Source organism: Ruegeria pomeroyi DSS-3, assembly GCF_000011965.2.
In the GTDB taxonomy this organism is placed as follows: Bacteria; Pseudomonadota; Alphaproteobacteria; order Rhodobacterales; family Rhodobacteraceae; genus Ruegeria_B; species Ruegeria_B pomeroyi.
Genome location: NC_003911.12, coordinates 114,267 through 140,450 on the forward strand (window position 1 = coordinate 114,267; position 26,184 = coordinate 140,450).

The window sequence follows — 26,184 nt, forward strand, 5'->3', positions numbered from 1 at the left end:
GTCATGTCTCCTGCTTGTTCAAGGCAAGGACCGACACCGCAATGAACAAGGCCGCAAAGCCCGCCAGAGCGACGTGGTTGAGCCAGAGTTCGGGGAATCCGAGGCCTTTGGTGAAGGTGCCCATACTGATCTGCTGATACCAGGACGATGGGAAGGACAGACCGATCAGACGGCCGCCACCCGAAAGCGAGGACACCGGCACCAGAAGGCCCGAGAAGTTGACAGCCGGAATGATCGAAATTACCGCGGCGGCAAAGGTTGCCGCAACCTGCGTGCGGGTAAATGTCGAGACCAACACACCAAAGCCCGTTGTCGCCAGCACGTAAAGCAATGTGCCGACAAGGAGCGCTAGGACAGAGCCTTTGATCAATACACCGAAGACGCCATAGGAAACGATGATCAGCGAGGCAAAGCTGAGCATGGCAATCGCGACATACGGCAGCTGCTTGCCCAGAATGAACTCGGTTCGCGTCACCGGCGTCGAGCGGAAATTGGCGATCGAACCGGTTTCCTTTTCCCGCACGACCCCCATCGCCGCCATCATTGCGGGGATCAGAACCAGCATCAGCATGATAACCGAAGGGATCAGCGCAAAGACGCTCTTGAACGCCTGATTGTAGCGAAACCGGGTTTCAACCGAGGCTGCCGACGGGTCGAAGGCATGGCCATAAAGCCGTTCAGTCTGATCGGACATGTAGGATGCCGCGAGCCCCTGCAGATAGCCGCGTGTCGTTTCCGCCCGGAATGGCATAGCTCCGTCAACGGCAACGCGGACTTCTGGTTGATCACCGCGCAGCAGGGATTTTCCAAACCCCGGCGGCACCTCGACAGCGATGACAAGTTCGGAGCTTCTCATGCGAATATCAAGCTCGGTCACACTGCCCGCAGCCGGCCTTTCAACGAAGTAGCGCGAGCCGGAGAAGCTCTGCATGAGGTTCCGGCTTTCTGCGCTCTTGTCACGATCGAGAACCGCATAGGGCAGTTCCTGCACATCGAATGAAATTCCATAACCGAAAGTGAGCATCAAGATGACCGGACCCAGAAACGCAAAGGCAAGGCGCATCGGGTCCCGCAATATCTCGATCGACTCGCGGCGCGCAAAGGCCCAAAGCCGGGCCAAATCGAAGAGGCGATCAGGTTTTTCCAGCCTGTCCGGCAATTTTGCCGCAGGTGTCTCGGACGCCCTGCCATCGGTATTGCCTGCCGCCTCGCGCAGATATCCGACAAATGCTTCTTCGAGGTCATCCGTATCTTTGCTTCGCGCCAGGTCTTCGGGCGTTCCCACCGCCAAAACCTTTCCCGCGTGCATCAATGAGATGCGGTCGCATCGCGCCGCTTCGTTCATGAAATGGGTCGAGACGAAGATCGTCACGCCGTCGTCGCGCGACAGCTTGATCAGGTGTCGCCAGAACCCGTCCCGTGCGACTGGATCGACGCCCGAGGTCGGCTCGTCCAGGATCAGAACCTCCGGGGAGTGGATCACCGCGACGGCAAGTTGCAGACGTTGACGGATGCCCAGCGGCAGGCCGTCCGGCCGTTTGTCCGCCTCCTCGGCCAGATCGAAATCATGCAGCATCTGTGCGACCCGCTCTGCGCGGGTCTCGATCGGCAACTGGTAGAGCCGCGCATGAAGCTCAAGGTTCTGGCGGACGGTCAATTCACCATAGAGGGAAAAGGACTGCGACATGTAGCCGACCTGCCGTCGGGTCGCCATGTCGTCCGGATTCAGCGCCTCTCCGAACAGAAGCGCCTTGCCTTCGCTGGCCTTCTGTAGCCCGGTCAGCATCTTCATGGTGGTGGTCTTGCCGCAGCCGTTCGAGCCGAGGAATCCGAAGATCTCGCCCGGCTCGATCTGGAATTCGACATGATCGACCGCGATGAAATCGCCGAAACGGCAGGTCAGGCCTTTCGCCTCGATGGCAGGTGGGCCGATGACAGGTCTGCGCGGTGGTACTTCGTCTATGCGGTGGCCTTGCCGGTCCGCCTCGGGCAGCATGGCAATGAAGGCCTTTTCCAGTGTCGGTTGCCCGGCAGCGTTCCGGATCTCGATCGGCGATCCCGTCGAGATCACCTGTCCCGCATTCATCGCGGCAAGCCAGTCAAAGCGCTCCGCCTCTTCCATGTATGCGGTGGCCACGATTACGCTCATCGCCGGGCGTTCTTCGCGGATATGGTCGATCAGATCCCAGAACTGCTGGCGTGACAGCGGATCGACCCCAGTGGTCGGTTCGTCAAGGATCACCAGGTCTGGATCGTGGATCAGTGCCGAGCAGAGCGAGAGTTTCTGCTTCATCCCGCCGGACAGCTTGCCTGCGGGCCGGTCCGGGAACGGATCAAGCCCGGTGGCGGTCAGAAGATTGTTGATGCGGGCGCGGCGTTCGGCTTCCGACTGGCCAAAGAGTCTGCCGAAAAAGTCCAGGTTTTCATAGACCGAGAGCGTCGGGTAAAGGTTCCGGCCAAGACCCTGCGGCATGTAGGCGATGCGATGGTTGCACGCCCTGAGGTGGTGGCGGTCGGTGATATCGCCGCCCAGCACGATCGCGCCGCCGGCTTGCAGTTTGCGCACGCCGGCGATCAACGCCAGCAAGGTGGATTTCCCGACCCCGTCTGGGCCGATCAGCCCTGCCATGCAGCCCGCCGGGATATCCAGCGTGACGTCGGACAGGGCCAACGTGGAGCCATAGCGGTGGGTAACCGCAGACAGGCTGGCGACAGGTGCGGGCGTCATTGCGGCAGCTTCACCGACAGCACGTCGGGCCAGGGGGCAGTGTCGTCGGTGCGGACATAGCCCACTCCGGCAACACCCGCTTTGGCCTGTTCCTGATATGCCTTCAGCAGGTCCTCGGGGATTGTCAGCTTGACGCGAAACATCAACTGATCGCGCTCATCCGCCGTCTCGACCGATTTCGGGGTGAATTGGGCTGTGCTGGCGACAAACGTGACGGTTGCCGGGATCACGTATTCTGGGATCGGATCCAGGACAATCCGCGCCTCGGAACCGATGGCCAGCAGACCGGCGTCGCGCGCGGGAAGAAAGATCGTCATGTAGATGTCGGTCAGATCGGTCAGCGTCACGACCCTGCCACCGGCGCCGACAACTTCTCCTGCCTTGGCGAGGATGTATTGAACTCGCCCATCGTGCGGAGCCACCAGATCTGCATCGGCCCGGATGCTTTGCAGTCGTTCAACTGTTGCGTCTGCCGAGGCGATCGTAGCAGTTGCAAGATCGATGCCTGCTCGGGCGGCGGCCACTCCGGCATCTGCGGTTGTCAGGGCGGATTTTCTTTGATCGACCAGTTCCTGTGGCGCGTGCCCCCTTGCGGCAAGTTGCTCGGCGCGGGCAAATTCCGCCTGCGCGAATTCCTGTTCGGACAGGCGTTGGTTCAGCAGGGCCTCGGTTTGCAGTTTCTGCTGCTCTGCCTGGGCGACGGCGGCCTTGGCTTGGCGCAACTGGGCGTCGATCTCGGCAGTATCCATATGCGCCACCAGGCTTCCTGCCTCGACCCACTGGCCCTCGGAAACGCGCACCTCGGCGATACGCCCCGGAAGCTTAGTCGCCACATCGATACGCTCTGCCTCGATCCGCCCGTTCGACCTGACGATGCCAGCCGGGAGCTCTGCGGTTTGGCTGTCCAACCAGAATACGTATGCGCCGCCCAAAAGCACGCTGAGGATGACAGCAACTGTGCCATAGCGTTTCCATTGCATTGGTCTTCTCCTCATCTCGGTGCCCGCTAAATCACCAAGGCTTCCTGAACTTAGTTTCGCTGCAGTGCCGCGTAAACACATGCTGCTGCGCAGAATTCGTATGGCCGGTATGCCAAACCGTCGGATGCGTCGGCGGGATCTCGTGCCTACCTTGAAACGAACAGTCTAGCGTCTAACGCCGCTTCAACTTTGGCGATTTGATCGAAATCAATGATCGTTTAACGGGAAACGCTAGACAGGCGCGAACCATTCAGAAGGAGCCCAAGCGATGGGCCAAGCGAGACTGAAAGCCGTCAATACGCCCCGTGAACTCGGCGCCAAGACTGGGTCGGGCGGAAAGCCTCTTACTCCACCAATTTCGCTGGATTCGCCAAAACAGAAAACTGGAAGTAAGCCATATCCGGATACCGGGTTGCCTGAGTTTCTGGACCGCGCGCTGAAAGCCCGAATGGCGAGAGTTACAAAGGGCCTGTCGCCCGCGGCGCTTGCTGGTGCCTATCTGGACTGGATCGTGCATCTGGCGACATCACCCGGCAAGCAGATCGAACTGTCGGAAAACGCGTATCGGAAATGGCTGCGGCTTTCACGCCATGCGGCGACCTGCTCTGTTAACAGCAATGACACCGCTCCGTGCATCGAGCCATTGCCGCAAGACCGGCGGTTCCGCAGCGACGCCTGGCAGAAATGGCCTTACAACCTGATCTACCAGTCTTTCCTGCTCAATCAGCAATGGTGGTACAACGCGACAACAGGCGTGCGCGGTGTAACCAGACAGCACGAAAACGTCATGGAATTCGCAACCCGGCAAATCCTCGATATGTTTTCACCGTCGAACTATCTTCTGACCAATCCGGAAGTGCAGGAAAGAACCCTGAAGGAAGGCGGGTTGAACCTGCTCCGCGGCTTTCAGAACTGGCTCGACGATCTGGATCGACTGCAAAGCGGCAAGCCCCCCGCCGGGGCCAAAGCATTCCGGCCCGGTCAGGAAGTTGCCGTGACACCCGGCAAAGTGGTCTATCGCAACCATCTGATCGAACTCATACAGTACACGCCAACCACGGACACCGTCAGGCCGGAACCGATCCTGATCGTGCCGGCGTGGATCATGAAGTACTACATCCTCGATCTTTCGCCGGAAAACTCGATGGTGAAGTTCCTGGTCGACCAAGGCTATACGGTCTTCATGATCTCGTGGCGCAACCCGAGCGCCGAGGATCGCGATCTGGGGCTGGACGACTACCGAAAGATGGGCGTCGTGGATGCAATCGGCGCGGTGCAGGGCATTGTGCCGGATCAAAAAATCCACGGCGTCGGGTATTGCCTCGGTGGCACGTTGCTTTCAATTTCCGCCGCAACCATGGGCCGCGACGGCGGCGATCCGTTCGCATCACTCAGCTATCTTGCCTCGCAAATCGACTTCACCGAGCCAGGCGAACTGCAGCTGTTCATCAACGAAAGCCAGCTTACATTCCTTGAAGACATGATGTGGGATCACGGATACCTCGATACCACCCAGATGTCCGGAGCCTTCCAGATGATCGGATCCGCCGATCTGGTCTGGTCGCGGAGTCTCCATAGCTACCTGATGGGCGACGAACCGGCGATGTTCGACCTTCTGGCCTGGAACGCGGATGGCACGCGGATGCCATACCGGATGCATTCGGAATACCTTCGGTCGCTCTACCTGAACAACGAACTGACCGAAGGGGCGTTCGTTGTCGAGGGACGTCCGATTTCGGTGACTGACATCCGGGTTCCGGTGTTTTCCGTCGGCACGGTCAAGGACCACGTGGCACCCTGGCCATCGGTCTACAAGATGCATCTCTATCTCGATACCGACCTGACCTTCGTTCTGACCAGCGGCGGGCACAACGCCGGTATCGTGTCCGAACCGGGACACAGGAACCGCAGCTATCAGATTGCCACCGCGCGGCATGGTGATCGCTATGTCGATCCCGAGACATGGGCCGCACAAACACCGAAGAAGGATGGCTCGTGGTGGCTGGAATGGATGTCCTGGCTTGGGGAACGGTCAGGCAAGCCTGTCCCCCCGCCCGCCATGGGCAACGCCTTGACCGACGCGCCGGGGACGTACGTTCACCAGAAATAGGCGCGTGCCGCACAAGGTAAGGAAAAACAGATGGGCTTGCTTGACGGAAAGCGCGGTCTCGTGGTCGGGATCGCCAACGAACGCTCGATCGCCAGCGGTTGCGCGCAAGCCTTCCATCGGGAAGGTGCCGAACTTGCGGTTACTTATCTCAACGAAAAGGCGCGGCCGTTCGTGCAACCGGTCGCCGAGGCGCTGGACGCTGAAATCTTCATGCCGCTGGATGTCACAGCCGATGCGGAGATGGATGCGCTGTTCGAGGCCATTGCCTCCTCATGGGGGCGCCTCGATTTCATCCTGCACTCGGTCGCCTACTGTCCGAAGGAAGATCTGCACGGAAATGTTCTCGATTGTTCGCGGGAAGGCTTTAGCGCGGCGATGGACATTTCGGTTCACTCGTTCATGCGGCTTGCTCGCAGGGCACGACCGCTGATGCAGAACGGCGGTTGCCTGCTGACGGTCAGCTATTACGGCGCAGAAAAGGTGGTCGACCATTACAATGTGATGGGTCCGGTCAAGGCCGCCCTGGAATCGACTGTCAAATACATGGCGGCTGAACTCGGACCGGAAGGCATCCGGGTCAATGCGCTGTCGCCGGGCCCGCTGATGACCCGTGCCGCCTCTGGCATTGCACATTTCGATGCGCTGATCGACGAGGCACGCGCGCGCGCGCCGCAGCAGCGGCTGGTGACCATCGAGGATGTCGGCAACATGGCCGCGGGCCTTGTGAGCGATGCCGCGCGCAATGTGACCGGCAACATTTCTTACGTCGACGCCGGATATCATGTCATGTCCTGAACCAAAGTAGAAAAACTATGATCAAGATGTCTTTCAACTGTACGCCGGACGCCACCTTTCCGACCGGCAAAGGCGCCACCGAACAACGTTTTACCGCGACTGTAGGTGGCGATGAGTTGGAAATCGACACGCATCCCTGGGGTGAAGCCGACCTGAAGATCAACGACAAGCTTGTTGCCCATGTCGACGGCGACCGGTCCGGCGTGAGTTCGGGATAGCGTGAGTGTGTTCCAGGCAAAGGAGTAGTCCGATGCAGTACATCGAAAACAAGACGTTCGACGAAATCAGGATTGGCGACAGTGCCGAACTGACCCGCAAGCTAAAGGCCGATGACATCGAGCTTTTCGCGGTGATGTCGGGCGATGTGAACCCGGCCCATGTCGATGAGGAATACGCCAGGTCGGACATGTTTCACGAAGTCGTCGCACACGGCATGTGGGGCGGCGCGCTGATTTCGGCGGTTCTGGGCACCGAACTTCCCGGCCCCGGCACGATCTACCTCAACCAGAACCTCAGCTTTCGCCGCCCCGTGGGGTTGGGCGATACCGTGACGGTTCGCGTGACCGTGGCCTCGAAGGATGCCGGGACCAAGCGGCTGAAGCTTGACTGCCTTTGCGTCAATCAGGACGGAGAGACCGTTATCAAAGGGCAGGCCGAGGTCATCGCGCCGTCCGAGAAGGTCCGTCGCCCCCGCGTGGTCCTGCCCGACGTGCATCTGCACGAACGGGGCGCGCGCTATCGCGACCTGATCGCGGCGACACATGCGATGGCGCCGGTGCGCACCGCCATTGTCCATCCCTGCGACGCTCTGTCACTGACCGGCGCGCTGGAGGCGGCAAGCCAGGGGCTGATCGTCCCGATCCTCGTCGCACCCAGGGTGAAACTCGAAGCCGTGGCCGAAGAGGCCGGCCTTGTCCTTGACGGTGTCGAGATCGTGGATGTCCCGCACAGCCACGCGGCCGCCGAACGGGCTGTCGCGCTGGTCCGCTGCGGCAAGGCCGAAGCGTTGATGAAAGGCAAGTTGCACACCGACGAATTGATGGATCCGGTGGTTGACCGCGACACGGGCCTGCGCAGCGAACGCCGGATGAGTCATATTTTCGCTCTCGACGTGCCGCACTATCCCAAGCCTCTTTTCGTGACCGACGCGGCGATCAACATCTTTCCCGACCTCGATACCAAGCGAGACATCGTGCAAAACGCCATCGATCTGGCGCAGGCGCTGGGGATCGACCGGCCAAAGGTCGCGATCCTTTCTGCGGTGGAAACGGTCTATCCCAAGATCCCGTCCACTATCGAGGCCGCTGCACTGTGCAAGATGTGGGACCGTGGCCAGATCACCGGCGGCGTGCTCGACGGCCCCTTGGCCTTCGACAACGCCGTGTCGAAGTCAGCGGCAAAGGCCAAGGGCATCGTCTCGGAAGTGGCGGGCGATGCCGATATCCTCGTCGTGCCTGATCTCGAGGCGGGCAACATGATCGCCAAGCAACTGATCCATCTTGCGGGTGCCGAGGCTGCAGGGATTGTCCTCGGCGCTCGCGTACCGATCATTCTGACCAGCCGGGCGGATGGCGTGATGTCGCGGCTCGCATCATCGGCAATGGCACAGCTTTACATCCACCACGCGAAAAAGGTCGTGTCATGACGGACGTAGTACTGGTTCTCAATGCCGGTTCGTCGAGTATCAAGTTCGCCGTCTACCCGAGTGGTACGAACACGGTTCCCCTGATCCGCGGCAAGGTGGCCGGTGTCGGACGTGATCCCGTCTTCTCCGCAGTTCGCGCGGACGGTACTGCAATCGACATGGTCATGCCAAAGAACATCGACGCCGCAGCCGATCATGAAGCGTTGATATCACTCCTTCTGGATTGGCTGGCAGAGCATCGCGCGGACAGAAGACTTGTCGCCGTCGGGCACAGAGTCGTTCACGGTGGACGTGATTTCCTCAAGCCGGTTATCGTCGATGACTCAGTTCTGAGCCAGTTGGAACAACTGATTCCGCTCGCACCGCTGCATCAGCCGCACAACCTTGCTGCCATCCGCGCAATATCGCGGTTGCAGCCGACAGTACCCCAGGTCGCCTGCTTCGACACGAGCTTTCACCAGACCCAGGACCGGCTTGCCCAACTATTCGCCCTGCCTCGGGATCTGAGCGATGAAGGCATTATCCGCTATGGCTTTCACGGGCTGTCCTATGAGTATATCGCAGGAATTCTGCCCGATCATCTTGGCGAAAGGGCCGAGGGCCGGGTGATCGTTGCTCATCTCGGTAACGGCGCCAGCATGTGCGCGATGAAGAACCGGCAAAGTGTCGCGACAAGCATGGGGTTTACGGCGCTTGACGGGCTGATGATGGGGCGGCGCTGTGGCGCGCTCGACGCGGGCGTCGTTCTCTACCTCATGCAAAGCAAGGGTCTGAACGCGACCGAGATCGAAACGCTGCTCTATCGACGCTGCGGCCTTCTCGGTGTCTCGGGGATCAGCAACAACATGCGGGAGCTGGAACGGAGCGACGACCCGAAGGCCCGCGAGGCGATCGAGCTATTCTGCTTCCGGGCGGCGAGCGTTCTTGGCGGCCTGGTCACGGCGCTTGGCGGGCTTGACGCGATCGTTTTCACTGCAGGGATTGGAGAGAATTCGGCGCTGGTTCGCAAATTGATTTGTGACCGGCTTGCGTGTTTTGGCGTCGATCTGGATCCAAACAGCAATGAAGGCAACTCGCCTCGCATTGGTTCGGTGCAATCTTCTATTGACGTGCTTGTTCTGCCGACCGACGAAGAAATCGTCATATCCAATGCCACGAACGAAACGGTCGCGCTCGGGTAGAAGTGCAATAGGTATCCGGGCTAGCGGACAGGACCGCCGAGCTGGTCACAGAGATATGTGGCGAACCTCTGGCTTCGTATCTTGGAGGCCCAGTCGCAAATGGCGGGAAAACCAGCGAACCGGAGACCGCCGATATTGATGATACTGCGGAATGCATGAATGATCGCTCTTGCCGCTGTGTTGTGGCTCAGTTTCCTACCGCTGCGCAGCAATAAACTTTCTGCGAGCGCAAACAGTACGATTTCGTCGCTTCTGAACCGCTCCGGGTTTTCCTGAGGCTGATTGTCATTAGTTACGCGGCCATGTTTTCAGTTTCCCGAGTCGCGTATTCCACTGCCTCGAAGCTGCGCCAAGGGCTGAGGCGAAGGATGACCTCAGCCTTGAAGAGGCCATTGATCGTTTCGGCCAAGGCATTGTCATAGCTGTCGCCAACGCTTCCCACGGACGGTTCGATGCCCGCATCCGCCCGAGGCTCGGTGTAGCGAATGGACAGATATTGGGCGGATTCAATCGGTCGTCGCAACATTCTGATTTTGGAGTTGTTGATTATGGTAGGAAGGCGGAAGTCAGAGCGTTCGACGCGGCGCAAATTGTGCTCGCCCGGTCGGCCGCCAGTCTGGCAACGTGAGCATCTATGCCGGTTCTGGCGGGAAATCGCAGCAGGGCTATCCAGCGAAGAGGCTGCTGTCGTGGCGGGTGTTTCACCACTCGTCGGAACCCGGTGGTTTCGGAGTTCTGGCGGAATGCCTCCCACACATCTTGCGCCATCGGCGGCTGCGCCGAAGGGCCGTAGTCTTTCATTCGCGGAACGCGAGGAAATAGCCCTCGAATGCGCTCGGGTACCGGCGTACGGGCAATTGCGCGGAAGCTGGGCCGTTCCCCAGCACGATCTTACGCGAGATCAGGCGTAACTCGGCGACGCGCGGCGGAGAGTTCGACTATCGCGCCATTGCCGCGCAGTGGCACGCGTATCGTGCGGTCAGACGGCCCAAGGCCAGCAAGCTGGCGCTCAACCCAGCTTTGCGTGGCTACGTGCAGGATCGGCTGTCCGGGATCATTGCCACACCGGACTGCATCGCCTTCGATGGGCCTGTTGTGGTATGGAAGGGGCGGCGGGCCGTTCACCGGCAAAGCCGACGCTGGTCATCTGCCTGGAGCCCGGAGCAGATCGCGCTACGCCTGAAGGTGGACTTCCCCGAAGCTCCGACCATGCGCATCAGCCACGAAGTCATTTACCAGGCCCTGTATATTCAGGGACGCGGGGAGCTGAGGCGAGAGCTCTCTGCCTGTCTTAGGTCCGGACGTGCGCTTAGGTTGCCCCGCGAACGCGCGCGGAGCCGGGGCAAGGCGTTCATCGCCGATGCCCTAATGATCGGTGACCGCCCGGCGGAGATCGGCGACAGGGCCGTTCCCGGCCATTGGGAGGGAGATCTCATTCTCGGCCTCGGCAGTTCGGCGATCGGCACGCTGGTCGAACGCACGACCCGCTTCAACATGCTCCTGCACCTGCGCATGGAGGGGCACGGGGCTGGCAAGTCTGTAAAAATGGACTCGCCCTTGCCGGTCATGGTGCCGAGGCTGTCCGGGATGCCACCGTAGAGACGATCAGCAGCCTGCCTGCCCATCTGCATCGCCCATTGACTTGGGACCAAGGGGCCGAGGTGGCTCAACACGCGCAGCTGCGGATCGATACCGGTCTCGAGATCTACTTCTGCGACCCTCAGAGCCCATGGCAACGTGGCAGCAACGAGAACACCAACGGCATGCTTCGCCAATACTTTCCCAAGGGCACGGATCTCAGCCAGCACGGTGCCGAAGAGCTGAGCGCCGTTGCAGATGCGCTGAACACGCGACCTCGGAAAACGCTGGTCTGGCAAACACCGGTCTAGGTTCTCGACCAGCTGCTCAAACAGGATATGGACGAAGATGTTGCGACGACCGGTTGAATCCGCCCAATATCTGTCCATTCGCTACACCGAGCGCCTGGCGGATGCGGGCATCGAACCATCCGTGGGAAGCGTTGGCGACAGCTATGACAATGCCTTGGCCGAAACATCAATGGCCTCTTCAAGGCTGAGGTCATCCATCGCCGCGGCCCTTGGCGCAACTTCGAGGCAGTGGAATACGCGACTCTGGAATGGGTCGGCTGGTTCAACAACCGCCGCCTTCCCGAGCCCATCGGGAACATCCCGGCAGCCGAAGCTGAGGCAAACTTCTACGCGACTCGGGAAACTGAAAACATGGCCGCGTAACTAATGACAATCAGCCTCAGGAAAACCCGGAGCGGTTCAAACCGCGTGGTTTTACAATCTGAGCGAAAGACCGGTATCAGAGACAGTTGAGGTTTTGCATAACTGCGTCAGCAATAGGCGGCAGAGAGCCCATTTTTGACCGATAGCGAACGAGACACAAATGTTCAGGAAACGAAAAAACCGCCTTTGAAAATGCTGCCCGGTTGAAACAGTGAGTGGGGAAGCACGGCTACATCCGACCCATTTGTCCTTCAACTCGCTTGCTTCTGGCACTACTCGGTGTCGCAGAAATATCAGCTGCAAACTCTCGCGCGATTTTCGTCGTTGGTCCTAGTTTCGTCCTATTTCCGCGGTAGGCGATTGGCCATGAAAACACTGCTGACTACCCTGTTCTCACTGTCTGCGCTCGCCGCTGCGCTATCGATCGTGGCACTATTTACAGCCGAGGCGCAGATCTCGGACTATGGTGTTGCCGCCTTCTTTTTCGCCATGACCATTGCGTTGTATCTGCTCGCGAGATGGTACCTGATCAGGTTTGGGCGCATTGGCCTGTTGAAGCCTAAACTGTTCAGAAGAGAGCCACGCGGCAATGCCCTCAAGGCTCAAACGACAATTTCATCCGCCGGTTGGATCACCGACAGCCTGAGCGCGGTGATGCGAAAGCGGAATGGGGTGGACCTTGATATTCACACTTTGGTCCGGCTGGAGATCGCTAAAATAAAAGAGGTCGGTCTTCACGGCAAAGCGCGTACATTTGAGGAGATTTTGACGGAGACGCTATTGCTTCGATTTGTTGAAACCGACAACAGAGATCGCAGCAAACCGCCAATATCGATCCTGCGACAGGTCAGGGATACCAAGGACTTTTGGCGCCTGCGCGAAATGGTGGATGAGCACTATGCAAAGAGCGCGGCGAAAGGCGCAGCCTACCGCGCTTGGGAGGATGCAGTGGGCGATGTCGATCAGAGCCACCTGCTCAAGGATGGCTGGATCCCGTTCCTCAAGTCGCTTCCCGGACCCGACATCAACCTCTGGCACGGGGTCGCGACCGATTTCCATGAAATCTCAGAAGATCGCTTGGACGCTGCATTTTGGATCGTCGAGCAAGACGCATGTGACCGCACAACCGCGTCAGAGTTCATCATGGGGTTTCTTCAGGCGCGGATGGACATCGGCATCTACGATCCCGACGGCACTAGAGGTCGTTTGCCGCCCGATCCACGCCTGGAGCGTTTTGTGGGTGTCATCAATCTGTACAATGACGGCTTCTACAAGTTTCATTCTCTAAACGCGGGTGTTTTTTCCGCGGTAAACTTGGAAGATCAGGTCGCAAATGACCTGCTGACCAATAACGAAAAGTACACCGGGCTTAGCGGCCTGCCGCGCCCTCGCAAGATCGTCAAAGAGGGTGAAAAACCGGTTCATTCGGGGCCTCGGGGCTACGATTCTCCGTATGCCTATTGGGATGAAGCCGGTCTACACTTGAAGTACCCCGGGGACGATTGGCAAAAGACGGGTTAACCGCTGCGTGTTTGCACAAGAGTATGCGGCTAAAGGTTGAACGACGACCTTTTCGACCCGAAAGCGGCCAACGTCTTCGCAGGTGCAATGTCCGCTTCGTCAGATTTACTAACGCGGGCCACATCGCCCCAACACAAACCTAACGCATTGGCCCGCATCAAAAAATCTGAGACAGAGCATTCGTTAGCAGAGCGTCTACTATCGGCGATTGCTCAGAGTTCAACCAATCGCTCTTCTACAGGTGACGATTGCACGATTGAAGAGTTCGTCGCGCCGAAGGGCACGATCCGGTCGATGACCGCTTCCATTTCCGCGACGTCACGGACGTGCGCACGCGCGACGAAGCAGTCTTCACCTGACACACGGTCGCAAGCGACAATTTGAGGCGTGTCCTGAATGGCTTCGATCATATTTGCCATTTCACCCGGCAAAGGGCGGGCACGGATCAAGATCGTCAAACCATAGCCGAGACGCGCGGGGTCGATGCGCGCCCCGTATCCGGTGATGATACCGATATCTTCGAGACGCCGCACACGGTCTCCCACACTCGGGGCAGAGAGGCCGACGCGGCGGGACAGTTCCGCGCGTGGAATACGGGCGTCAGCACAGAGTTCGCGCAGAATCGCCGCATCGATGCTGTCGAGAACGCTTTCTTTGGATCGAAGGTTTGAGGGTTCTTTTTCCTTCTTTCGGGAGTTTGATTGCGCCACATACATATCTGATCTCCATATCGAAAGTCGCAAATACCTTGGATCATGGCGGCATGTCTAATCAAGCCCGCACAAACTCTGCCAGCGCCCCCGGAACCATGTCCCGCATGTCAGAGGCCGTTCCTCCACACGCATGGTTCGGCGTCTCAGCCGTTTTCCACTATCTCGGCCCCGCTTTCGCGGTGTTGTTGTTTCCGGTGGTTGGTGTGCTTGGTGTCGCCTGGTTTCGTATCGCCTCGGCCGCCTTGATCTTCGCCCCGATCACGAAGCCCTGGCGGACCTTCAAGACATCGACGCCTCGTGAGCGTCTTCTTCTGCTGGCGCTTGGTGGTTGCCTCGCCGTGATGAACAGCTCTTTCTATCTGGCGCTCGACCGCCTGCCGATCTCTCTGGTCGCCGCCATCGAGTTCATGGGCACCATCGGTATCGCTCTTTGGGGTCTGCGCACGGGCCGCAACTATCTGGCTTTCGCCCTTGCCATCATTGGAGTGGCGCTCCTGATCGACGTAGCCTCACTTCGGGCTATGGACGGGCCGGACCCCACGTCTGACCTTCTCGGACTGTTCTGGGCGTTGCTGAACGGCTCGCTATTCGTCCTCTACATCATCCTCGGCCACAAGATTTCGGAAGGTGGCGCTTCGGGCGGTGTGGAGCGGCTAGGCGCTGCCATGACAGCGGCTTTCATCTTCGTGATGCCCCTCGGGTTCCTGCAAGCCCTCGAAGCGTTTGGTGCGCCCTTGCTGGTGCTGGCCGGGATCGGTGTCGGTATCTGTTCCTCGGTCATCCCGTATGTCTGCGACCAGCTCGCCATGGCCCGCTTGCCACGCGCCAGCTTCGCATTCCTGCTCGCTCTCTTGCCTGCGACCGCCACGATCATCGGCGCAGTCGTCCTGCGTCAAATTCCGAGCGCGATGGACGTCCTGGGCGTCGCCCTTGTCATGATCGGCGTGGCCGTTCACAAACCCGCGCCGATGGCTTCGCGTGCGGCGGCGGAGATGGGTTCGGCGTCGTGAACGTTAGGCGGCAGGCGATTTGCCTAGGGTCAGGATTCGTTCTCGCGTCATATCTAGAACATGACGGTAGCGGCGAGTGCGACGGCGGAGAGGAAGACCTTTGGGCACCTGTCGTATCGGGTAGCTACGCGTCGCCAGTCCTTCAGTCGCCCGAACATGATCTCGATCCGGTTGCGGCGTTTGTCGCGGCGCTTGTCGAGCTTCACGGGCCTGCCACGCGACTTCCGGCCCGGGATGCGTGGCTTTATGCCTTTGTCTTTACAACGCTTCTCTGAACCAGTCGGCGTCATAGCCTCGATCAGCCAGCAACCACTCCGCCTTCGGCAAGCCGCCCAGCAGGGCCGCAGCGCCGGTATAGTCGCTGACCTAGCCTGCGGTCATGAAGAAGCGGAGCGAGCGCCCATCGGCATCGGCGGCGGCATGCAGCTTGGTGTTCATGCCGCCCTTCGTTCGGCTGATCAAACGGCCGCGCTGGTCTTCGGGCCCCCTTTTTCGACCGCAGGCTGGTCGCCGCGCGGTGCGCCTTCAGGTAGGTCGCGTCGATCATCACCGTCTTCGGGGTGGCGGCCTCGGCGGCCAGGCCATCCATCATCCGGGCGAAGACCCCTTTGTCACTCCACCGCTTCCAGCGATTGTTGAGGGTCTTCGGAGGGCCGTATTCCCTCGGCGCATCGCGCCACCGCAACCCATTGCGATTGATGAAGATTATCCCGCTCAGTACACGCCGGTCATCAACGCGCGGCTTGCCATGGCTGTTAGGAAAGAAGGGCTGGAGCCGCGCCATCTGCGCCTCCGTCAGCCAGAAAAGGTTGCTCATTGCCGGTCTCCTTGCGGAGGCTGAATCGTGCCGCAACCGAATGATCAATGGGTCCTGACCCTACGGCACAGCGAAGGGCGGTTGTCGCTAAGGGGTGAATTGGCTGTCAGGTCAAAAGGGGGCAGCGCCCCCCCGGACCCGCTCAATAGAACAGTGCCGCGTTGTTGATCAGCACGATGCGCAGCGCCATGATCGCCAGCAGCACCACCAGCGGGGTCAGGTCGAGCCCGCCCATCGGCGGCAATATCCGGCGGATTGGGCCATAGATCGGCTCCAGCACCCGGTTCAGCCCGTACCAGATCTGCGCCACCAGCTGCTGGCGCATGTTCAGGACCTGAAAGTTGATCAGCCAGCTCATGATCACATGGGCCAGGATGAAGAACCAGATCACATCCAGGATCAGCATCAGGATTTGAAACAGCGACTGCATGGGGCCTCCTCGCGCACGAACCGCGATCAGACCTAAGAGCAGCGGGCCAAAGACGCAAGGGTTCAGGCGGGCCCGCGCAGGAAAGACTTGCCTCGCCCCCGAACCAGCCGCCATAACCGGAGCAAACACAAACAAATCGAAACGGGGACAGGCATGGCGGATATCTCGGCGCGCAAGCGTATCTGGGGCTGGTATTTCTTCGACTGGGCCAGCCAACCCTATCACACCCTGCTTGTGACCTTTGTGTTCAGCCCGTTCTTTGCCGCGGTGGCGGCGGATTACTTCCTGGGTCAGGGGATGGCGGACGAGGCCGCCAAGGCGCAGGCCCAGGTGGTCTGGTCGCAATGTCTGACCATCACCGGGCTGATCATCGGTTTCGGCGCACCCTTTCTGGGGGCAATGGCCGATATCTCGGGCCGGCGCATGACCTGGATCACGCTGTTCTGCGGCATGTATGTCGTCGGTGCCTGGGGCCTGTGGTACATGGATCCGACTGGTGGCAACCTGTGGTGGATGATGGCCAGTTTCGGCATCGGTTTCATCGGTGCAGAATATGCGCTGATCTTCATCAATGCACAGCTCCCCTCGCTAGGCACCAAGGAGGAGGTGGGCCAGATCTCGGGATCGGGGTTTGCCTTTGGGTATCTCGGCGGGGTGGTGGCGCTGTTCATCATGCTGCTGCTCTTTGTCGAGCAGGGCAATGGCAAGACGCTGGTCGGGCTCGACCCGGTATTGGGTCTTGATCCGGATACCCGCGAGGGGACACGCGCCGTTGGCCCGTTCACCGCGCTCTGGTTCGTGATCTTCATGATCCCCTATTTCCTGTGGGTGCGCGAACCCGCCGGCAGCGGACGGCGCGGCAGTTTTGCCGAAGCGGTTGCGATGGTGGTGCAATCGGTCAAGAACCTGCGCCACCGAGGCAGCCTGGCCAGCTATCTGGCGTCGTCGATGTTTTATCGCGATGCGCTCAACGGGCTTTACGGCTTTGGCGGGGTCTATGCCCGGCTGGTGCTGGGCTGGGAGATCACGATGATCGGCGTGTTCGGCATCATCGCGGCGATCTCGGCGGCGGCGTTCAGCTGGCTGGGCGGGCTGGCGGATCGCAGGGTGGGGCCAAAACCGGTCATCGTCGGCTCGATCCTGGTGCTGATCCTGGTCTGCGCCACCATTGTGGGCATGGACCGGACCCAGATATTCGGCATCCCGCTGGCCGAGGGCTCGGGCCTGCCCGATTTCGTCTTCTTCTTCTGCGGCGTGTTGATCGGCGGGTTCGGCGGTATCGTGCAGGCGGCCAGCCGGTCGTTGATGGTGCGCCATACCGATCCCGAAATGCCCACCGAAAGCTTTGGTCTTTACGGCCTGTCCGGCCGGGCCACCGCCTTTCTGGCGCCTGCCCTGATCGGCGCCGCGACAGCGGCGACAGGCTCGGCGCGCTTGGGGGTTTCGCCGGTCGTCGGCTTGTTTATTCTGGGCTTGATCCTGTTGATTTGGGTGAAACCGCAAGGGGACCAGAAATAGTGTTTTTTCAAGTCATTGCCGTTTTTCTGCTGGCGCTGATTCCGGTACTGGGCGCGGTACCTGCCCAAGCCGAACCGCTGGCAAAGGAGCTGTTTGGCGCGCAGAAAAGCGCCTCTCGGCAGAAACCCGCCGCTTATGGCAGCTATGCCAAGGGCTGCGCCGCCGGGCTCGAGCAACTGCCCGAAACCGGCCCCACCTGGCAGGCGATGCGCCTGAGCCGCAACCGCAACTGGGGCCACCCCGAGACCATCGACTTTATCCGTGATCTGAGCGGCTTTGCCGCCCGGCAGAAAGGCTGGAGCGGGCTCTATATCGGCGATATCAGCCAGCCGCGTGGCGGGCCGATGCTGACCGGGCATCGCAGCCACCAACTGGGGCTGGATATCGACATCTGGATGCTGCAGGCCAACAACCTGCGTTTGTCGGGTCAGCATCGCGAAAACATCTCGTCGATTTCGCTGCGCCGGGCCAAGGGGGCCTATGTCAACGACAACTGGACCCGCCAGCATCATGCGATCATGCGCGAGGCGGCGCGCGACAAGCGGGTGGCGCGCATCTTTGTCTTTCCCGGTGCCAAGGTCTGGATGTGCAACAACGAAAAGGGCGACCGCTCCTATTTGCGCAAGATCCGGCCCTGGTGGGGACATCATTACCATTTCCATGTGCGGCTGAGCTGTCCGCGTGGCTCGCGCGGCTGCGTCGATCAGACCCCGCCGCCGCAGGGGGATGGCTGTGCCGAGGCGCAGGAATGGGTCAACAACATCCTGAACCCGCCGCCCCCGAAGCCGCGTGACCCCAACGCGCCGCCACCCAAGAAACGCCGCGAATACGTGCTGGCCGACCTGCCGAAGCAATGCGCCTCCGTCTTGCGCTCGCAATAGCGGCGGCGCTGGTGCTGTCCGGTCCCGGCCTGGCCGTGGACCGGGGCGAGGCGCAGCATCTGGGCAGTTTCACCTGGCGCGGTTCGCAGCCCTGGTTCGGCGGTTTCTCGGCCATCGAGATGACGCCGGACGGCATGGGCATGACCGTACTGTCCGACCGTGCCACGATCCTGACCGCGCGGTTGCGGCGCGACGGCGACCAGATCATCGGTGTCGAGATCGACGCGGTGCACAAGGTCCGGTCGAGCAAGAACAAGGTTCTCAAGGGCCGGGTCGGCGACAGCGAGGGGCTGGCGATCGGGCCGGACGGGGTGATTTACATCTCGTTCGAGGGCGTGGCGCGGGTGGCCCGCTATGCCCGACCTGACGCCCCCGCCGTGGTACTGCCGCGCCCGGACGCGTTTCGCCACATGGCCCGCAACGGCGCCTTCGAGGGGCTGGCGATGGACGCGCGCGGGCGGCTTTATACCCTGCCCGAAAGCAGCCGCGCCGCCGATGGCTCGATCCCGGTCTATCGCTGGGATGGGCGGGCCTGGAGCACGGCGTTTCATCTGGAACAATTGGGCGGGTTCCTGCCCGTGGCCGCCGATTTCGGACCCGACGGGCGCTTCTATGTGCTGGAGCGTGATACCGGCGCCATCGGGTTCCGCTCGCGCCTGCGCCGTTGGAACGTGACTGCCAAGGGGATCACTGGCGAAGAGATTCTGTTCCAGAGCCGACTGGCGGCGCATGACAACCTCGAAGGGATGTCGGTCTGGCGCGACGGGCAAGGACGGTTGCGCGCGACGATGGTGTCTGACGACAATTTCCTGATGCTGCAACGGACCGAGCTGGTCGAATACCTGCTGCCGGATTGACAGGGCGGGGTGTTGCGGGCTAAACGCCCGGCTTGTCCGCGCTCAAGGCGGACCAAGTCGCCGCACCCTTGTCAAAACGGACCCCGAAACATGACCCGCGCATTCCTTCCCGGCATTCTCGCCATGGCCGCCATCGTGGTGGCGTCGAACATCCTCGTCCAGTTCCTGATCCTCGACGGATTGCTGACCTGGGGCGCCTTCACCTATCCGCTGGCCTTTCTGGTCACCGATGTGATGAACCGGGTCTATGGGGCCGAGGCCGCGCGGCGCGTGGTGTTTGCCGGTTTTGTGACCGGGGTGATCTGTTCGCTGATCGGCAGCCAGATCGTGCTGCAGGGCGATGGCTATACCTATGCTGCCGTGCCGCTGCGCATCGCGGTCGCCTCGGGCTCCGCGTTCCTGATCGCGCAACTGACCGATGTGGCGGTGTTCAACCGGTTCCGGGGCGGGCGCTGGTGGCGGGCGCCGCTGGTGTCGACCCTGATCGGCTCGGCGCTGGACACCGCACTGTTCTTTACCATCGCCTTTTCGGCCAGCATCACCCTGTTTGGACCCGATGCCGACACCGCCGTCAACTGGGCGTGGGAGGCGGTGCCCTTCATGAACAAGGGCGCGCCGATGCCGCTGTGGGTGACGCTGGCCTTTGCCGACTGGCTGGTCAAGCTGTCGCTGGCGCTGATCGCGCTGGTCCCGTTCCGCGTTATCGTTCAACGGCTTGCACCGGCCCGCGCGACCGCCTGAAGATTTCATTTGGCGCAAATCACTTCCTGTGGCAGGCTGAAGATGAGTTCAACAGCAAAGCAAAGGAGGTGGTCCAGTGTCGAGAAAGGGATTGGTAAGAGGTGCCGGAACCTAGGGGCAGGCGCCGGTCAAGGCAGTCCTTGGCGGGTCCCCGCCCCGGTCGAGCCTGTTGGCCCACTGGCACAGCTTCCTGAACTTTCGAAAGGCCGCCCGATGGGCGGCCTTTTTCATGTCCGCAAGGCCGGGTAAGGTGCCGCCATGCTGTATGTGACCGACGATATCGCGATCCAGGATTGGGAGCTGAGCGAAAGCTTCATGCGCGCCTCGGGGCCGGGCGGGCAGAATGTGAACAAGGTGTCCTCGGCCGTCGAATTGCGGTTCGAGGCGGCGCGCTCGCCCTCCTTGCCCGCTCCGGTCAAGGCGCGGCTGAAACGGCTGGCCGGGCGGCGCTGGACCGGCGAGGGGGCCATCGTCCTGCAATGTGACGAGACCCGCAGCCAGGCCCGCAACCGCGAGATCGTGCGCGCCCGCCTGGTCGAGCTGATCGCCCGTGCGCTGGTCGCCCCGAAACGCCGCATCGCGACCAAGCCCACGCGCGGTTCGGTGCGGCGCCGTCTCGACTCCAAAAAGGCGCGCGGCGAGGTCAAGGCCCTGCGTGGGAAGATCGGCGACGAATAGGCTGGCGTCTGTCCGCGCCGCTGCTAATCTCGGGCCAAGAGGGAGTGAACCATATGAGACTGGACGGAAAAACAGCCATCGTCACCGGTGGCGCGCAAGGGTTCGGCGCCGGGATCGTGGCGAAATTCGTGTCCGAGGGTGCCCGTGTCATGGTGGCCGATATCAACCTCGACACCGCGCGCGAGACTGCCGCGCAGATGGATGGCGATGCGTTTGCCCATCAGGTTGATGTGTCCGACGGCAACTCGGTCGACGCGATGGCGGCGGCGGCGCTGCGCAGGTTCGGCCATGTGGATATTCTGGTCAACAATGCCGGTGTCACCCATCTGCCGACCGCGATGGAAGATGTCAGCGAGGCGGATTTCGACCGGGTCTACCGTGTCAACATGAAGTCGGTCTATCTGACCGCCCGGGCGCTGGTGCCGCATATGAAGGATCGCGGCAAGGGCGCGATCCTGAATGTCGCCTCGACCGCCGGAGTTTCTCCGCGACCCCGGCTGAACTGGTACAACGCCTCCAAGGGCTGGATGATCACCGCGACCCGCACCATGGCGGTAGAGCTTGCGCCAAATGGTATCCGCGTCAACGCGCTCAACCCCGTGGCGGGCGAGACCCCGCTGTTGAAATCCTTCATGGGCGAGGACACGCCCGAGATGCGCGCCAAGTTCCTGTCCACCATCCCGCTGGGCCGGTTCTCGACCCCGCAGGACATGGGCAATGCCGCCTGTTTCCTGTGTTCGGACGAGGCCTCGATGATCACCGGCGTCGCGATGGAGGTGGATGGCGGCCGCTGTATCTGAGCGCCCGCCTCTGAAGAAAGGCAAGCCATGGTTCCCGGCCCCCGCAACCTGATCACCGATGTGCCCGGCCTGTTGGTCGGCAATGCGCAGGACGATGCGTTGAAATCCGGCGCCACCGTGCTGAGCGCCGAGGCGCCCTTCATGGCCTCGGTGCATGTGATGGGCGGGGCACCCGGCACGCGCGAGACCGATCTGCTGGCGCCTGACAAATCGGTGGCGCGGATCGATGCGCTGGTGCTGTCGGGCGGGTCTGCCTATGGGCTGGATGCCTGTTCGGGCGTCTCCGATGCGCTGCGGGCCGCTGGGCGCGGCTATCGCATCGCCGATGCGGTCATTCCCATTGTACCTGGCGCCATCATTTTTGACCTGCTCAATGGCGGGGACAAGGACTGGGCCGACAACCCTTATCGCGCGCTGGGCCGTGCCGCGTTCGATGCGGCGGGCAGGGATTTCGCGCTGGGCACCACCGGGGCGGGCACCGGGGCGCTGACCGCGATGCTCAAGGGTGGGCTTGGTTCGGCCTCGCTGGTGCTGCCCGACGGAACCACGGTGGGCGCGCTGGTTGCCGCCAATCCGATGGGCAGTGTCACCACCCCCGGAGATCGCCATTTCTGGGCTGCCCCGTTCGAGATCGACGGCGAGTTCGGCGGGCTGGGTCCCGACCCCAGCGGCGGGTTGGGCCGGCAGCTTGAAAGCCGCAAGATACGGATGATGTCCGCCCAGGCGCAGGACCGCGCCAATACCACCATCGCCATCGTTGCCACCGATGCCGACCTGACCAAGGCGCAATGCCAGCGGATGGCGGTGGCCGCCCATGACGGCATCGCCCGCGCCACGGTTCCGGCCCATTCGCCGGGCGATGGCGATCTGGTTTTCTCGGTTTCGACCGGCGCCCGCCCGATGGCCGCGCCCGAGCGTGACCTGACCTTGCTGGGTCACGCTGCCGCGCTGTGCCTGGCCCGCGCCATTGCCCGCGCCATCTATCTGGCGCGCCCGGCGCCCGGTGATCTGCTGCCCTGCTGGCATCAGGCGTGATCCTGCTGACAAGGCCGTGAGAAGGTGCGACACAGTGCCTGAATCCGACGATGGTGGTGTTGACTCCGGCGCGCTCTGCCTTCTCATTTGGCACAGCTAAGAAATCTCGTGGAGCTCCCAACATGAACCGATTTGTCGCCGCCGCCTTTGCCTGCGTTCTTGCCGTTCCCGCCCTCGCCGAGGGTGACGCCGCCAAGGGTGAGAAGGGTTTCAACAAGTGCAAGTCCTGCCACATGATCGAGAGCCCCGCGGGCGAGACCATCGTCAAGGGCGGCAAGACCGGGCCGAACCTGTATGGCGTCGTGGGCCGGGCCGCCGGCACCTATGAAGGGTACAAATACGGTGACAGCCTGGTTGCTGCCGGCGAAAAGGGTCTGGTCTGGGACGAAGAGAGCTTTGTCGCCTTCACCCAGGACCCCAAAAGCTTCCTGAACACCTATCTGGGTGAAACGGCGGCCAAGTCGAAAATGACCTTCAAGCTTAAATCGGGTGGCGAGGACGTGTTCGCCTATCTGCAAAGCGTCGCCGCCGAATAAGCCGCGCGATCAGGTACAAAGGTACCAGCAAGGCCGCAGTGTAGACTGCGGCCTTTTACACGCTTGATTGCCGGACCAAACGCGCACAGGTTTGTCCGGCAAGTCGGCAAGAGACCGGCAGGGCGGCCGCCCCTTGGCGCCGCGGTCACGGGAGAACACGACATGAGGATGGTATGGGCATCCTGATTCCGGCTTGGGTCGACGATAGGCTTGTTCCGGTGGACAAGCTCGAAGCGCATGAGAAGGGTCTGAAACACAAGGCGGTTTCGGTCTTTGCGGTGCGTGACATGGACATCCTGATCCAGCGCCGGGCGCTGGGCAAATACCACACGCCCGGCCTGTGGGCGAATACCTGCTGCACCCATCCCGACTGGGACGAGAGCGCCTCGACCTGTGCGGTGCGGCGCCTGCGCGAGGAGCTGGGGATCACCGGGCTTTATCCCGAGTACCGGCACCGGCTTGAGTACCACGCGGACGTTGGCAATGGCATGGTCGAAAACGAGGTGGTGGATGTCTTCCTCGCCCATGTGCGTGGCCCGTTGCAGGTGGTGCCCAATCCCGACGAGGTGATGGAGATCCGCTGGATCGGCTATCACGACCTGCTCGCCGAGGTGCAGCGCTATCCCGAGCGGTTCACGCCCTGGCTCAAGATTTATCTGCACCACCATGCCGACACCATCTTTGGCCCCGATCTGATCATCTCGGCCAAGGCCTGAGCCGGGGTCGGCTCACTCTCCGCTTTCGGGTTCGACCGGCAGCGCGCCCGCCGGGCAGGCTTCGGCGATGTGCTGGTGAATCAGCGCCTTGCGCAGGGGTTTGGTCAGATACTGGTCCAGCCCGGCGGCCAGGATGCCTTCGGCATCGCCGGCCATGGCATGCGCGGTCAGTGCAACGATCGGAACATGACGGCCGGTTCCGGCCTCGAGCCTGCGAATTTCGCCAGTGGCCTGTTTGCCGTCCATCTTGGGCATCGAGATATCCATGAAGATCAGGTCGGGCTGGAAGTCCTGCCAGATCTCCACCGCCTCGAGCCCGTTGTTGGCAAAGCGCAGGTCGATATCCAGCGTCTTGACCATCTTGCGGAACACCAGCTGGTTGGTGCGATTGTCCTCGGCGGCAAGAACCCGCATCTGCCGGCGCTCGGTCGGTTCGCCGGGGGCGTCCTGGGCGGGTTTGGTCACGGGTGCCGAAACGGCCGCCGGGTCCTGCACCGATGTGATCTCGGTCCTCATGTCGGACAATCGCGCGAACAATTCGGCCCGTGGGATCGGTTTTTGCAAAATACCCTGCACATGACGTTTGGCCGGGTCGGCATGGGCCATGCCGGGATTGGACGACAACAGAAAGATCGGCAGATCGCTCCAGCCCGCGCCGCGCAGCGCCTCGGCCAGTTCCAGCCCGTCCATCTCGGGCATGTTGTGATCGCTGAGAACCAGATCGACGCAATCGCTCATCTTTTCCAGCGCCTGGGCGCCCGAGGCGCAGCAGGTTACCCGGACACCCAACTGGGCCAACTGCTTTTCCAGGATCGCACGGTTCACCGCCAGGTCATCGACAATCAGGACATGTTGCAGGCGGCCCGGCAGGTTGGGTAGAACCGGTTGCGCTTCCTCGCTCATCGGCAGGGTGACGCGAAAGCCGAAGCACGATCCGCGCCCCTCTTCGCTTTCGACCCAGACGGTGCCACCCATCATCTGGATCAGCCGCTGCGAGATCGCCAGACCCAGTCCGGTGCCGTCGAACTGGCGGTTGCGTTCGTTCTCGACCTGATTGAACTCGCCAAAGATATGCGCCAGCTTTTCCCTGGGGATGCCGATCCCGGTATCCTCGATCGCCACATGGATGGCGCAGCGGCCAGTGGCCGGATCGGGCACACCGGTGACGCGGATCAGGATGTGACCCTTGGTCGTGAACTTGACCGCATTGCCCAGAAGATTGGTCAGCACCTGCCGCACCCGACCGGGATCGCCGACAAACAGGGTGGGCAGGAACAGGTCGTAATCCACCAGCAGGGTCAGCCCCTTGTCGCGCACGATGGGTTGCATCAGCATCGCGACCTCGTGAATGCAACGTTCCAGGTCAAAGGGCTCGGGATGCAGCATCATCTTCTCGGCTTCGATCTTGGAATAGTCGAGAACATCGTTGATGATCACCAGCAGCGCTTCGCCCGAATTCTTGATCGTGCTGGCATAAAGCTGCTGTTCCTCGTCCAGGGCGGTATCGCAGAGCAGTTCGGCCATCCCGACCACGCCATTCATCGGCGTGCGAATCTCGTGGCTCATATTGGCGAGAAAGGCGGATTTGGCGCGATTGGCGGCTTCGGCCTTCTCGCGCGCGGCGCGCAGCTCGGCCTCGTAGCGGACGGTCGAGGTGATGTTGAGCGCCAGGCTGACCACATCGCCGCCATGGCCGCGCTGGTCGATCATCTTGACATATTGATCGTTCCACATGCGGATCACCACCGGTTCGGGGGTGGGAGAGATCCAGCGCTCATGCATCATCTGGCGCCATTCCTCTGCCGCCAGTTCGCCGGTGTCGATGATGCCTTCCTCGGTCATCAGTTGCAGGATCCGCATGTACGAGATGCCCGGTGCCACCTCGTCCAGCCCGTCAAACACGTTGAGATAGGCGGTATTGGCGCCGATCAGCTTGCTGTCGGAATCGAAAAAGGCAAATCCGTCCTGAATGGTCTGGATCGAATGCCACAGGCGGCGTTCGGCCACCTCGATCTTGGCATTGGCGACGGTCAGGTCCGATTTGACCTTCTCGTTTTCGTCGCGAACGGTGGCCACCTCGGCCTGTTTCTCGCCGATCTGCTTGGTCAGCGCGAGCGCATGGCGCCCCAGCTTGCGATTGGCCGCCGACAGTTCGGCCTGCTTCAGTTCCAGCAGTCTTTCCGCGGCCAAACGCGCGCGCCGCTCTTCGGCAAGCTTGTTTACCAGGCTCATTCGTAACA

Annotated in this window: 21 protein-coding genes and 4 pseudogenes; 18 read left to right on the top strand and 7 right to left on the bottom strand. The window is 61.4% G+C overall.

Features of this window, described 5'->3' with window-relative positions; translation table 11 throughout:
* Position 1: 1 nt before the first annotated feature.
* Positions 2-2,728 carry a ribosome-associated ATPase/putative transporter RbbA gene (gene rbbA / locus SPO_RS00550; RefSeq protein WP_011045883.1) on the bottom strand — a complete coding sequence of 909 codons (2,727 nt, stop codon included), beginning with the start codon at positions 2,726-2,728 and terminating at the stop codon, positions 2-4.
* Entirely contained in the window at positions 2,725-3,789 is a 1,065-nt protein-coding gene (locus SPO_RS00555; protein WP_011045884.1) for an HlyD family secretion protein, read from the bottom strand. The genes rbbA and SPO_RS00555 overlap by 4 nt, the downstream gene beginning before the upstream one ends.
* 187 nt (positions 3,790-3,976) lie before the next feature.
* Between SPO_RS00555 and SPO_RS00560 the strand changes: the two genes are divergently transcribed.
* The 5 genes from SPO_RS00560 to SPO_RS00580 are packed head-to-tail and all read left to right on the top strand — an operon-like array spanning position 3,977 to position 9,439.
* Complete coding sequence (locus SPO_RS00560) at positions 3,977-5,818, top strand: PHA/PHB synthase family protein (RefSeq protein WP_011045885.1); 1,842 nt, start codon at positions 3,977-3,979, stop codon at positions 5,816-5,818.
* A 30-nt stretch (positions 5,819-5,848) separates the two neighbouring features.
* Positions 5,849-6,613: an enoyl-ACP reductase FabI gene (fabI, locus tag SPO_RS00565; RefSeq protein ID WP_011045886.1), complete on the top strand. Its 765-nt coding sequence runs from the start codon at positions 5,849-5,851 to the stop codon at positions 6,611-6,613.
* 17 nt (positions 6,614-6,630) lie between these two features.
* A complete protein-coding gene (locus SPO_RS00570) occupies positions 6,631-6,831 on the top strand; it encodes a hypothetical protein (RefSeq protein ID WP_011045887.1) in 201 nt (66 codons plus the stop codon).
* A gap of 32 nt (positions 6,832-6,863) precedes the next feature.
* Positions 6,864-8,258 (top strand): bifunctional enoyl-CoA hydratase/phosphate acetyltransferase, encoded by a 1,395-nt coding sequence (locus SPO_RS00575; RefSeq protein WP_011045888.1) that lies wholly within the window; start codon positions 6,864-6,866, stop codon positions 8,256-8,258.
* Complete coding sequence (locus tag SPO_RS00580) at positions 8,255-9,439, top strand: acetate/propionate family kinase (RefSeq protein WP_011045889.1); 1,185 nt, start codon at positions 8,255-8,257, stop codon at positions 9,437-9,439. Before SPO_RS00575 ends, SPO_RS00580 begins: the two co-directional genes overlap by 4 nt.
* A 313-nt stretch (positions 9,440-9,752) precedes the next feature.
* Here SPO_RS00580 and SPO_RS00585 read toward each other — a convergent pair.
* Positions 9,753-9,941 (bottom strand): annotated as a pseudogene (locus tag SPO_RS00585) (IS3 family transposase); the annotation flags it as partial.
* 46 nt (positions 9,942-9,987) lie between these two features.
* Here SPO_RS00585 and SPO_RS22365 point away from each other — a divergent pair.
* The 3 genes and pseudogenes from SPO_RS22365 (at position 9,988) to SPO_RS00600 (ending at position 13,212) form a co-directional block, all read left to right on the top strand.
* Positions 9,988-11,328, top strand: a pseudogene (locus SPO_RS22365) (IS30 family transposase).
* 61 nt (positions 11,329-11,389) lie between these two features.
* Positions 11,390-11,691 (top strand): annotated as a pseudogene (locus SPO_RS22370) (integrase core domain-containing protein); the annotation flags it as partial.
* A gap of 366 nt (positions 11,692-12,057) precedes the next feature.
* On the top strand, positions 12,058-13,212 hold the full coding sequence (locus SPO_RS00600) for a hypothetical protein (protein ID WP_044027760.1): 1,155 nt from the start codon (positions 12,058-12,060) through the stop codon (positions 13,210-13,212).
* A 212-nt stretch (positions 13,213-13,424) separates the two neighbouring features.
* On the opposite strand, the gene SPO_RS00605 is transcribed toward SPO_RS00600, so the two are convergent.
* On the bottom strand, positions 13,425-13,928 hold the full coding sequence (locus SPO_RS00605) for an Lrp/AsnC family transcriptional regulator (RefSeq protein ID WP_011045891.1): 504 nt from the start codon (positions 13,926-13,928) through the stop codon (positions 13,425-13,427).
* A gap of 92 nt (positions 13,929-14,020) precedes the next feature.
* Here SPO_RS00605 and SPO_RS00610 point away from each other — a divergent pair, with 92 nt between their 5' ends.
* Positions 14,021-14,935 carry an EamA family transporter gene (locus SPO_RS00610; RefSeq protein WP_230981757.1) on the top strand — a complete coding sequence of 305 codons (915 nt, stop codon included), beginning with the start codon at positions 14,021-14,023 and terminating at the stop codon, positions 14,933-14,935.
* A gap of 53 nt (positions 14,936-14,988) precedes the next feature.
* Here the strand turns inward: SPO_RS00610 and SPO_RS22375 are convergent.
* Together SPO_RS22375 and SPO_RS00625 are read right to left on the bottom strand one after the other, a co-directional pair.
* Positions 14,989-15,752, bottom strand: a pseudogene (locus SPO_RS22375) (IS5 family transposase).
* Positions 15,753-15,894: 142 nt separating this feature from the next.
* A complete protein-coding gene (locus SPO_RS00625) occupies positions 15,895-16,182 on the bottom strand; it encodes a YggT family protein (RefSeq protein ID WP_011045893.1) in 288 nt (95 codons plus the stop codon).
* A gap of 153 nt (positions 16,183-16,335) precedes the next feature.
* Between SPO_RS00625 and SPO_RS00630 the strand changes: the two genes are divergently transcribed.
* From SPO_RS00630 to idi, 9 genes are all read left to right on the top strand, one after another.
* Positions 16,336-17,700, top strand: a complete 1,365-nt coding sequence (locus tag SPO_RS00630) for an MFS transporter (protein ID WP_011045894.1) — start codon at positions 16,336-16,338, stop codon at positions 17,698-17,700.
* A gap of 47 nt (positions 17,701-17,747) precedes the next feature.
* Entirely contained in the window at positions 17,748-18,581 is an 834-nt protein-coding gene (gene mepA / locus SPO_RS00635) for a penicillin-insensitive murein endopeptidase (RefSeq protein ID WP_413243709.1), read from the top strand.
* Positions 18,554-19,438: an esterase-like activity of phytase family protein gene (locus SPO_RS00640; protein WP_011045896.1), complete on the top strand. Its 885-nt coding sequence runs from the start codon at positions 18,554-18,556 to the stop codon at positions 19,436-19,438. Before mepA ends, SPO_RS00640 begins: the two co-directional genes overlap by 28 nt.
* 90 nt (positions 19,439-19,528) lie before the next feature.
* Positions 19,529-20,179, top strand: a complete 651-nt coding sequence (locus SPO_RS00645; RefSeq protein ID WP_044027763.1) for a queuosine precursor transporter — start codon at positions 19,529-19,531, stop codon at positions 20,177-20,179.
* 258 nt (positions 20,180-20,437) lie between these two features.
* Positions 20,438-20,857, top strand: coding sequence for an alternative ribosome rescue aminoacyl-tRNA hydrolase ArfB (gene arfB, locus SPO_RS00650; RefSeq protein WP_011045898.1), 420 nt, complete (start codon positions 20,438-20,440; stop codon positions 20,855-20,857).
* Positions 20,858-20,910: 53 nt separating this feature from the next.
* Positions 20,911-21,657 (top strand): SDR family oxidoreductase, encoded by a 747-nt coding sequence (locus SPO_RS00655; protein ID WP_044027765.1) that lies wholly within the window; start codon positions 20,911-20,913, stop codon positions 21,655-21,657.
* Between the two features lie 27 nt (positions 21,658-21,684).
* The gene (locus SPO_RS00660) at positions 21,685-22,692 is read left to right on the top strand and encodes a P1 family peptidase (RefSeq protein ID WP_011045900.1); all 1,008 of its coding nucleotides are present in this window, start codon (positions 21,685-21,687) and stop codon (positions 22,690-22,692) included.
* Between the two features lie 122 nt (positions 22,693-22,814).
* Entirely contained in the window at positions 22,815-23,228 is a 414-nt protein-coding gene (locus SPO_RS00665; protein ID WP_011045901.1) for a c-type cytochrome, read from the top strand.
* 173 nt (positions 23,229-23,401) lie between these two features.
* The gene (idi, locus tag SPO_RS00670) at positions 23,402-23,944 is read left to right on the top strand and encodes an isopentenyl-diphosphate Delta-isomerase (RefSeq protein WP_011045902.1); all 543 of its coding nucleotides are present in this window, start codon (positions 23,402-23,404) and stop codon (positions 23,942-23,944) included.
* Positions 23,945-23,956: 12 nt separating this feature from the next.
* Here the strand turns inward: idi and SPO_RS00675 are convergent, their stop codons facing one another.
* A complete protein-coding gene (locus SPO_RS00675) occupies positions 23,957-26,176 on the bottom strand; it encodes a response regulator (RefSeq protein WP_011045903.1) in 2,220 nt (739 codons plus the stop codon).
* Between the last annotated feature and the right edge of the window lie 8 nt (positions 26,177-26,184).

Coding starts and splice junctions, on each gene's coding strand:
- SPO_RS00665 (WP_011045901.1), top strand. CDS start 22,815: ATGAACCGATTTGTCGCCGCCGCCTTTGCCTGCGTTCTTGCCGTTCCC.
- SPO_RS00555 (WP_011045884.1), bottom strand. CDS start 3,789: ATGTGTTTACGCGGCACTGCAGCGAAACTAAGTTCAGGAAGCCTTGGT.
- SPO_RS00675 (WP_011045903.1), bottom strand. CDS start 26,176: ATGAGCCTGGTAAACAAGCTTGCCGAAGAGCGGCGCGCGCGTTTGGCC.
- SPO_RS00640 (WP_011045896.1), top strand. CDS start 18,554: ATGCGCCTCCGTCTTGCGCTCGCAATAGCGGCGGCGCTGGTGCTGTCC.
- SPO_RS00605 (WP_011045891.1), bottom strand. CDS start 13,928: ATGTATGTGGCGCAATCAAACTCCCGAAAGAAGGAAAAAGAACCCTCA.
- arfB (WP_011045898.1), top strand. CDS start 20,438: ATGCTGTATGTGACCGACGATATCGCGATCCAGGATTGGGAGCTGAGC.
- SPO_RS00655 (WP_044027765.1), top strand. CDS start 20,911: ATGAGACTGGACGGAAAAACAGCCATCGTCACCGGTGGCGCGCAAGGG.
- SPO_RS00660 (WP_011045900.1), top strand. CDS start 21,685: ATGGTTCCCGGCCCCCGCAACCTGATCACCGATGTGCCCGGCCTGTTG.
- SPO_RS00610 (WP_230981757.1), top strand. CDS start 14,021: ATGTCCCGCATGTCAGAGGCCGTTCCTCCACACGCATGGTTCGGCGTC.
- fabI (WP_011045886.1), top strand. CDS start 5,849: ATGGGCTTGCTTGACGGAAAGCGCGGTCTCGTGGTCGGGATCGCCAAC.
- idi (WP_011045902.1), top strand. CDS start 23,402: ATGGGCATCCTGATTCCGGCTTGGGTCGACGATAGGCTTGTTCCGGTG.
- SPO_RS00575 (WP_011045888.1), top strand. CDS start 6,864: ATGCAGTACATCGAAAACAAGACGTTCGACGAAATCAGGATTGGCGAC.
- SPO_RS00560 (WP_011045885.1), top strand. CDS start 3,977: ATGGGCCAAGCGAGACTGAAAGCCGTCAATACGCCCCGTGAACTCGGC.
- SPO_RS00600 (WP_044027760.1), top strand. CDS start 12,058: ATGAAAACACTGCTGACTACCCTGTTCTCACTGTCTGCGCTCGCCGCT.
- SPO_RS00570 (WP_011045887.1), top strand. CDS start 6,631: ATGATCAAGATGTCTTTCAACTGTACGCCGGACGCCACCTTTCCGACC.
- SPO_RS00625 (WP_011045893.1), bottom strand. CDS start 16,182: ATGCAGTCGCTGTTTCAAATCCTGATGCTGATCCTGGATGTGATCTGG.
- SPO_RS00630 (WP_011045894.1), top strand. CDS start 16,336: ATGGCGGATATCTCGGCGCGCAAGCGTATCTGGGGCTGGTATTTCTTC.
- rbbA (WP_011045883.1), bottom strand. CDS start 2,728: ATGACGCCCGCACCTGTCGCCAGCCTGTCTGCGGTTACCCACCGCTAT.
- SPO_RS00580 (WP_011045889.1), top strand. CDS start 8,255: ATGACGGACGTAGTACTGGTTCTCAATGCCGGTTCGTCGAGTATCAAG.
- SPO_RS00645 (WP_044027763.1), top strand. CDS start 19,529: ATGACCCGCGCATTCCTTCCCGGCATTCTCGCCATGGCCGCCATCGTG.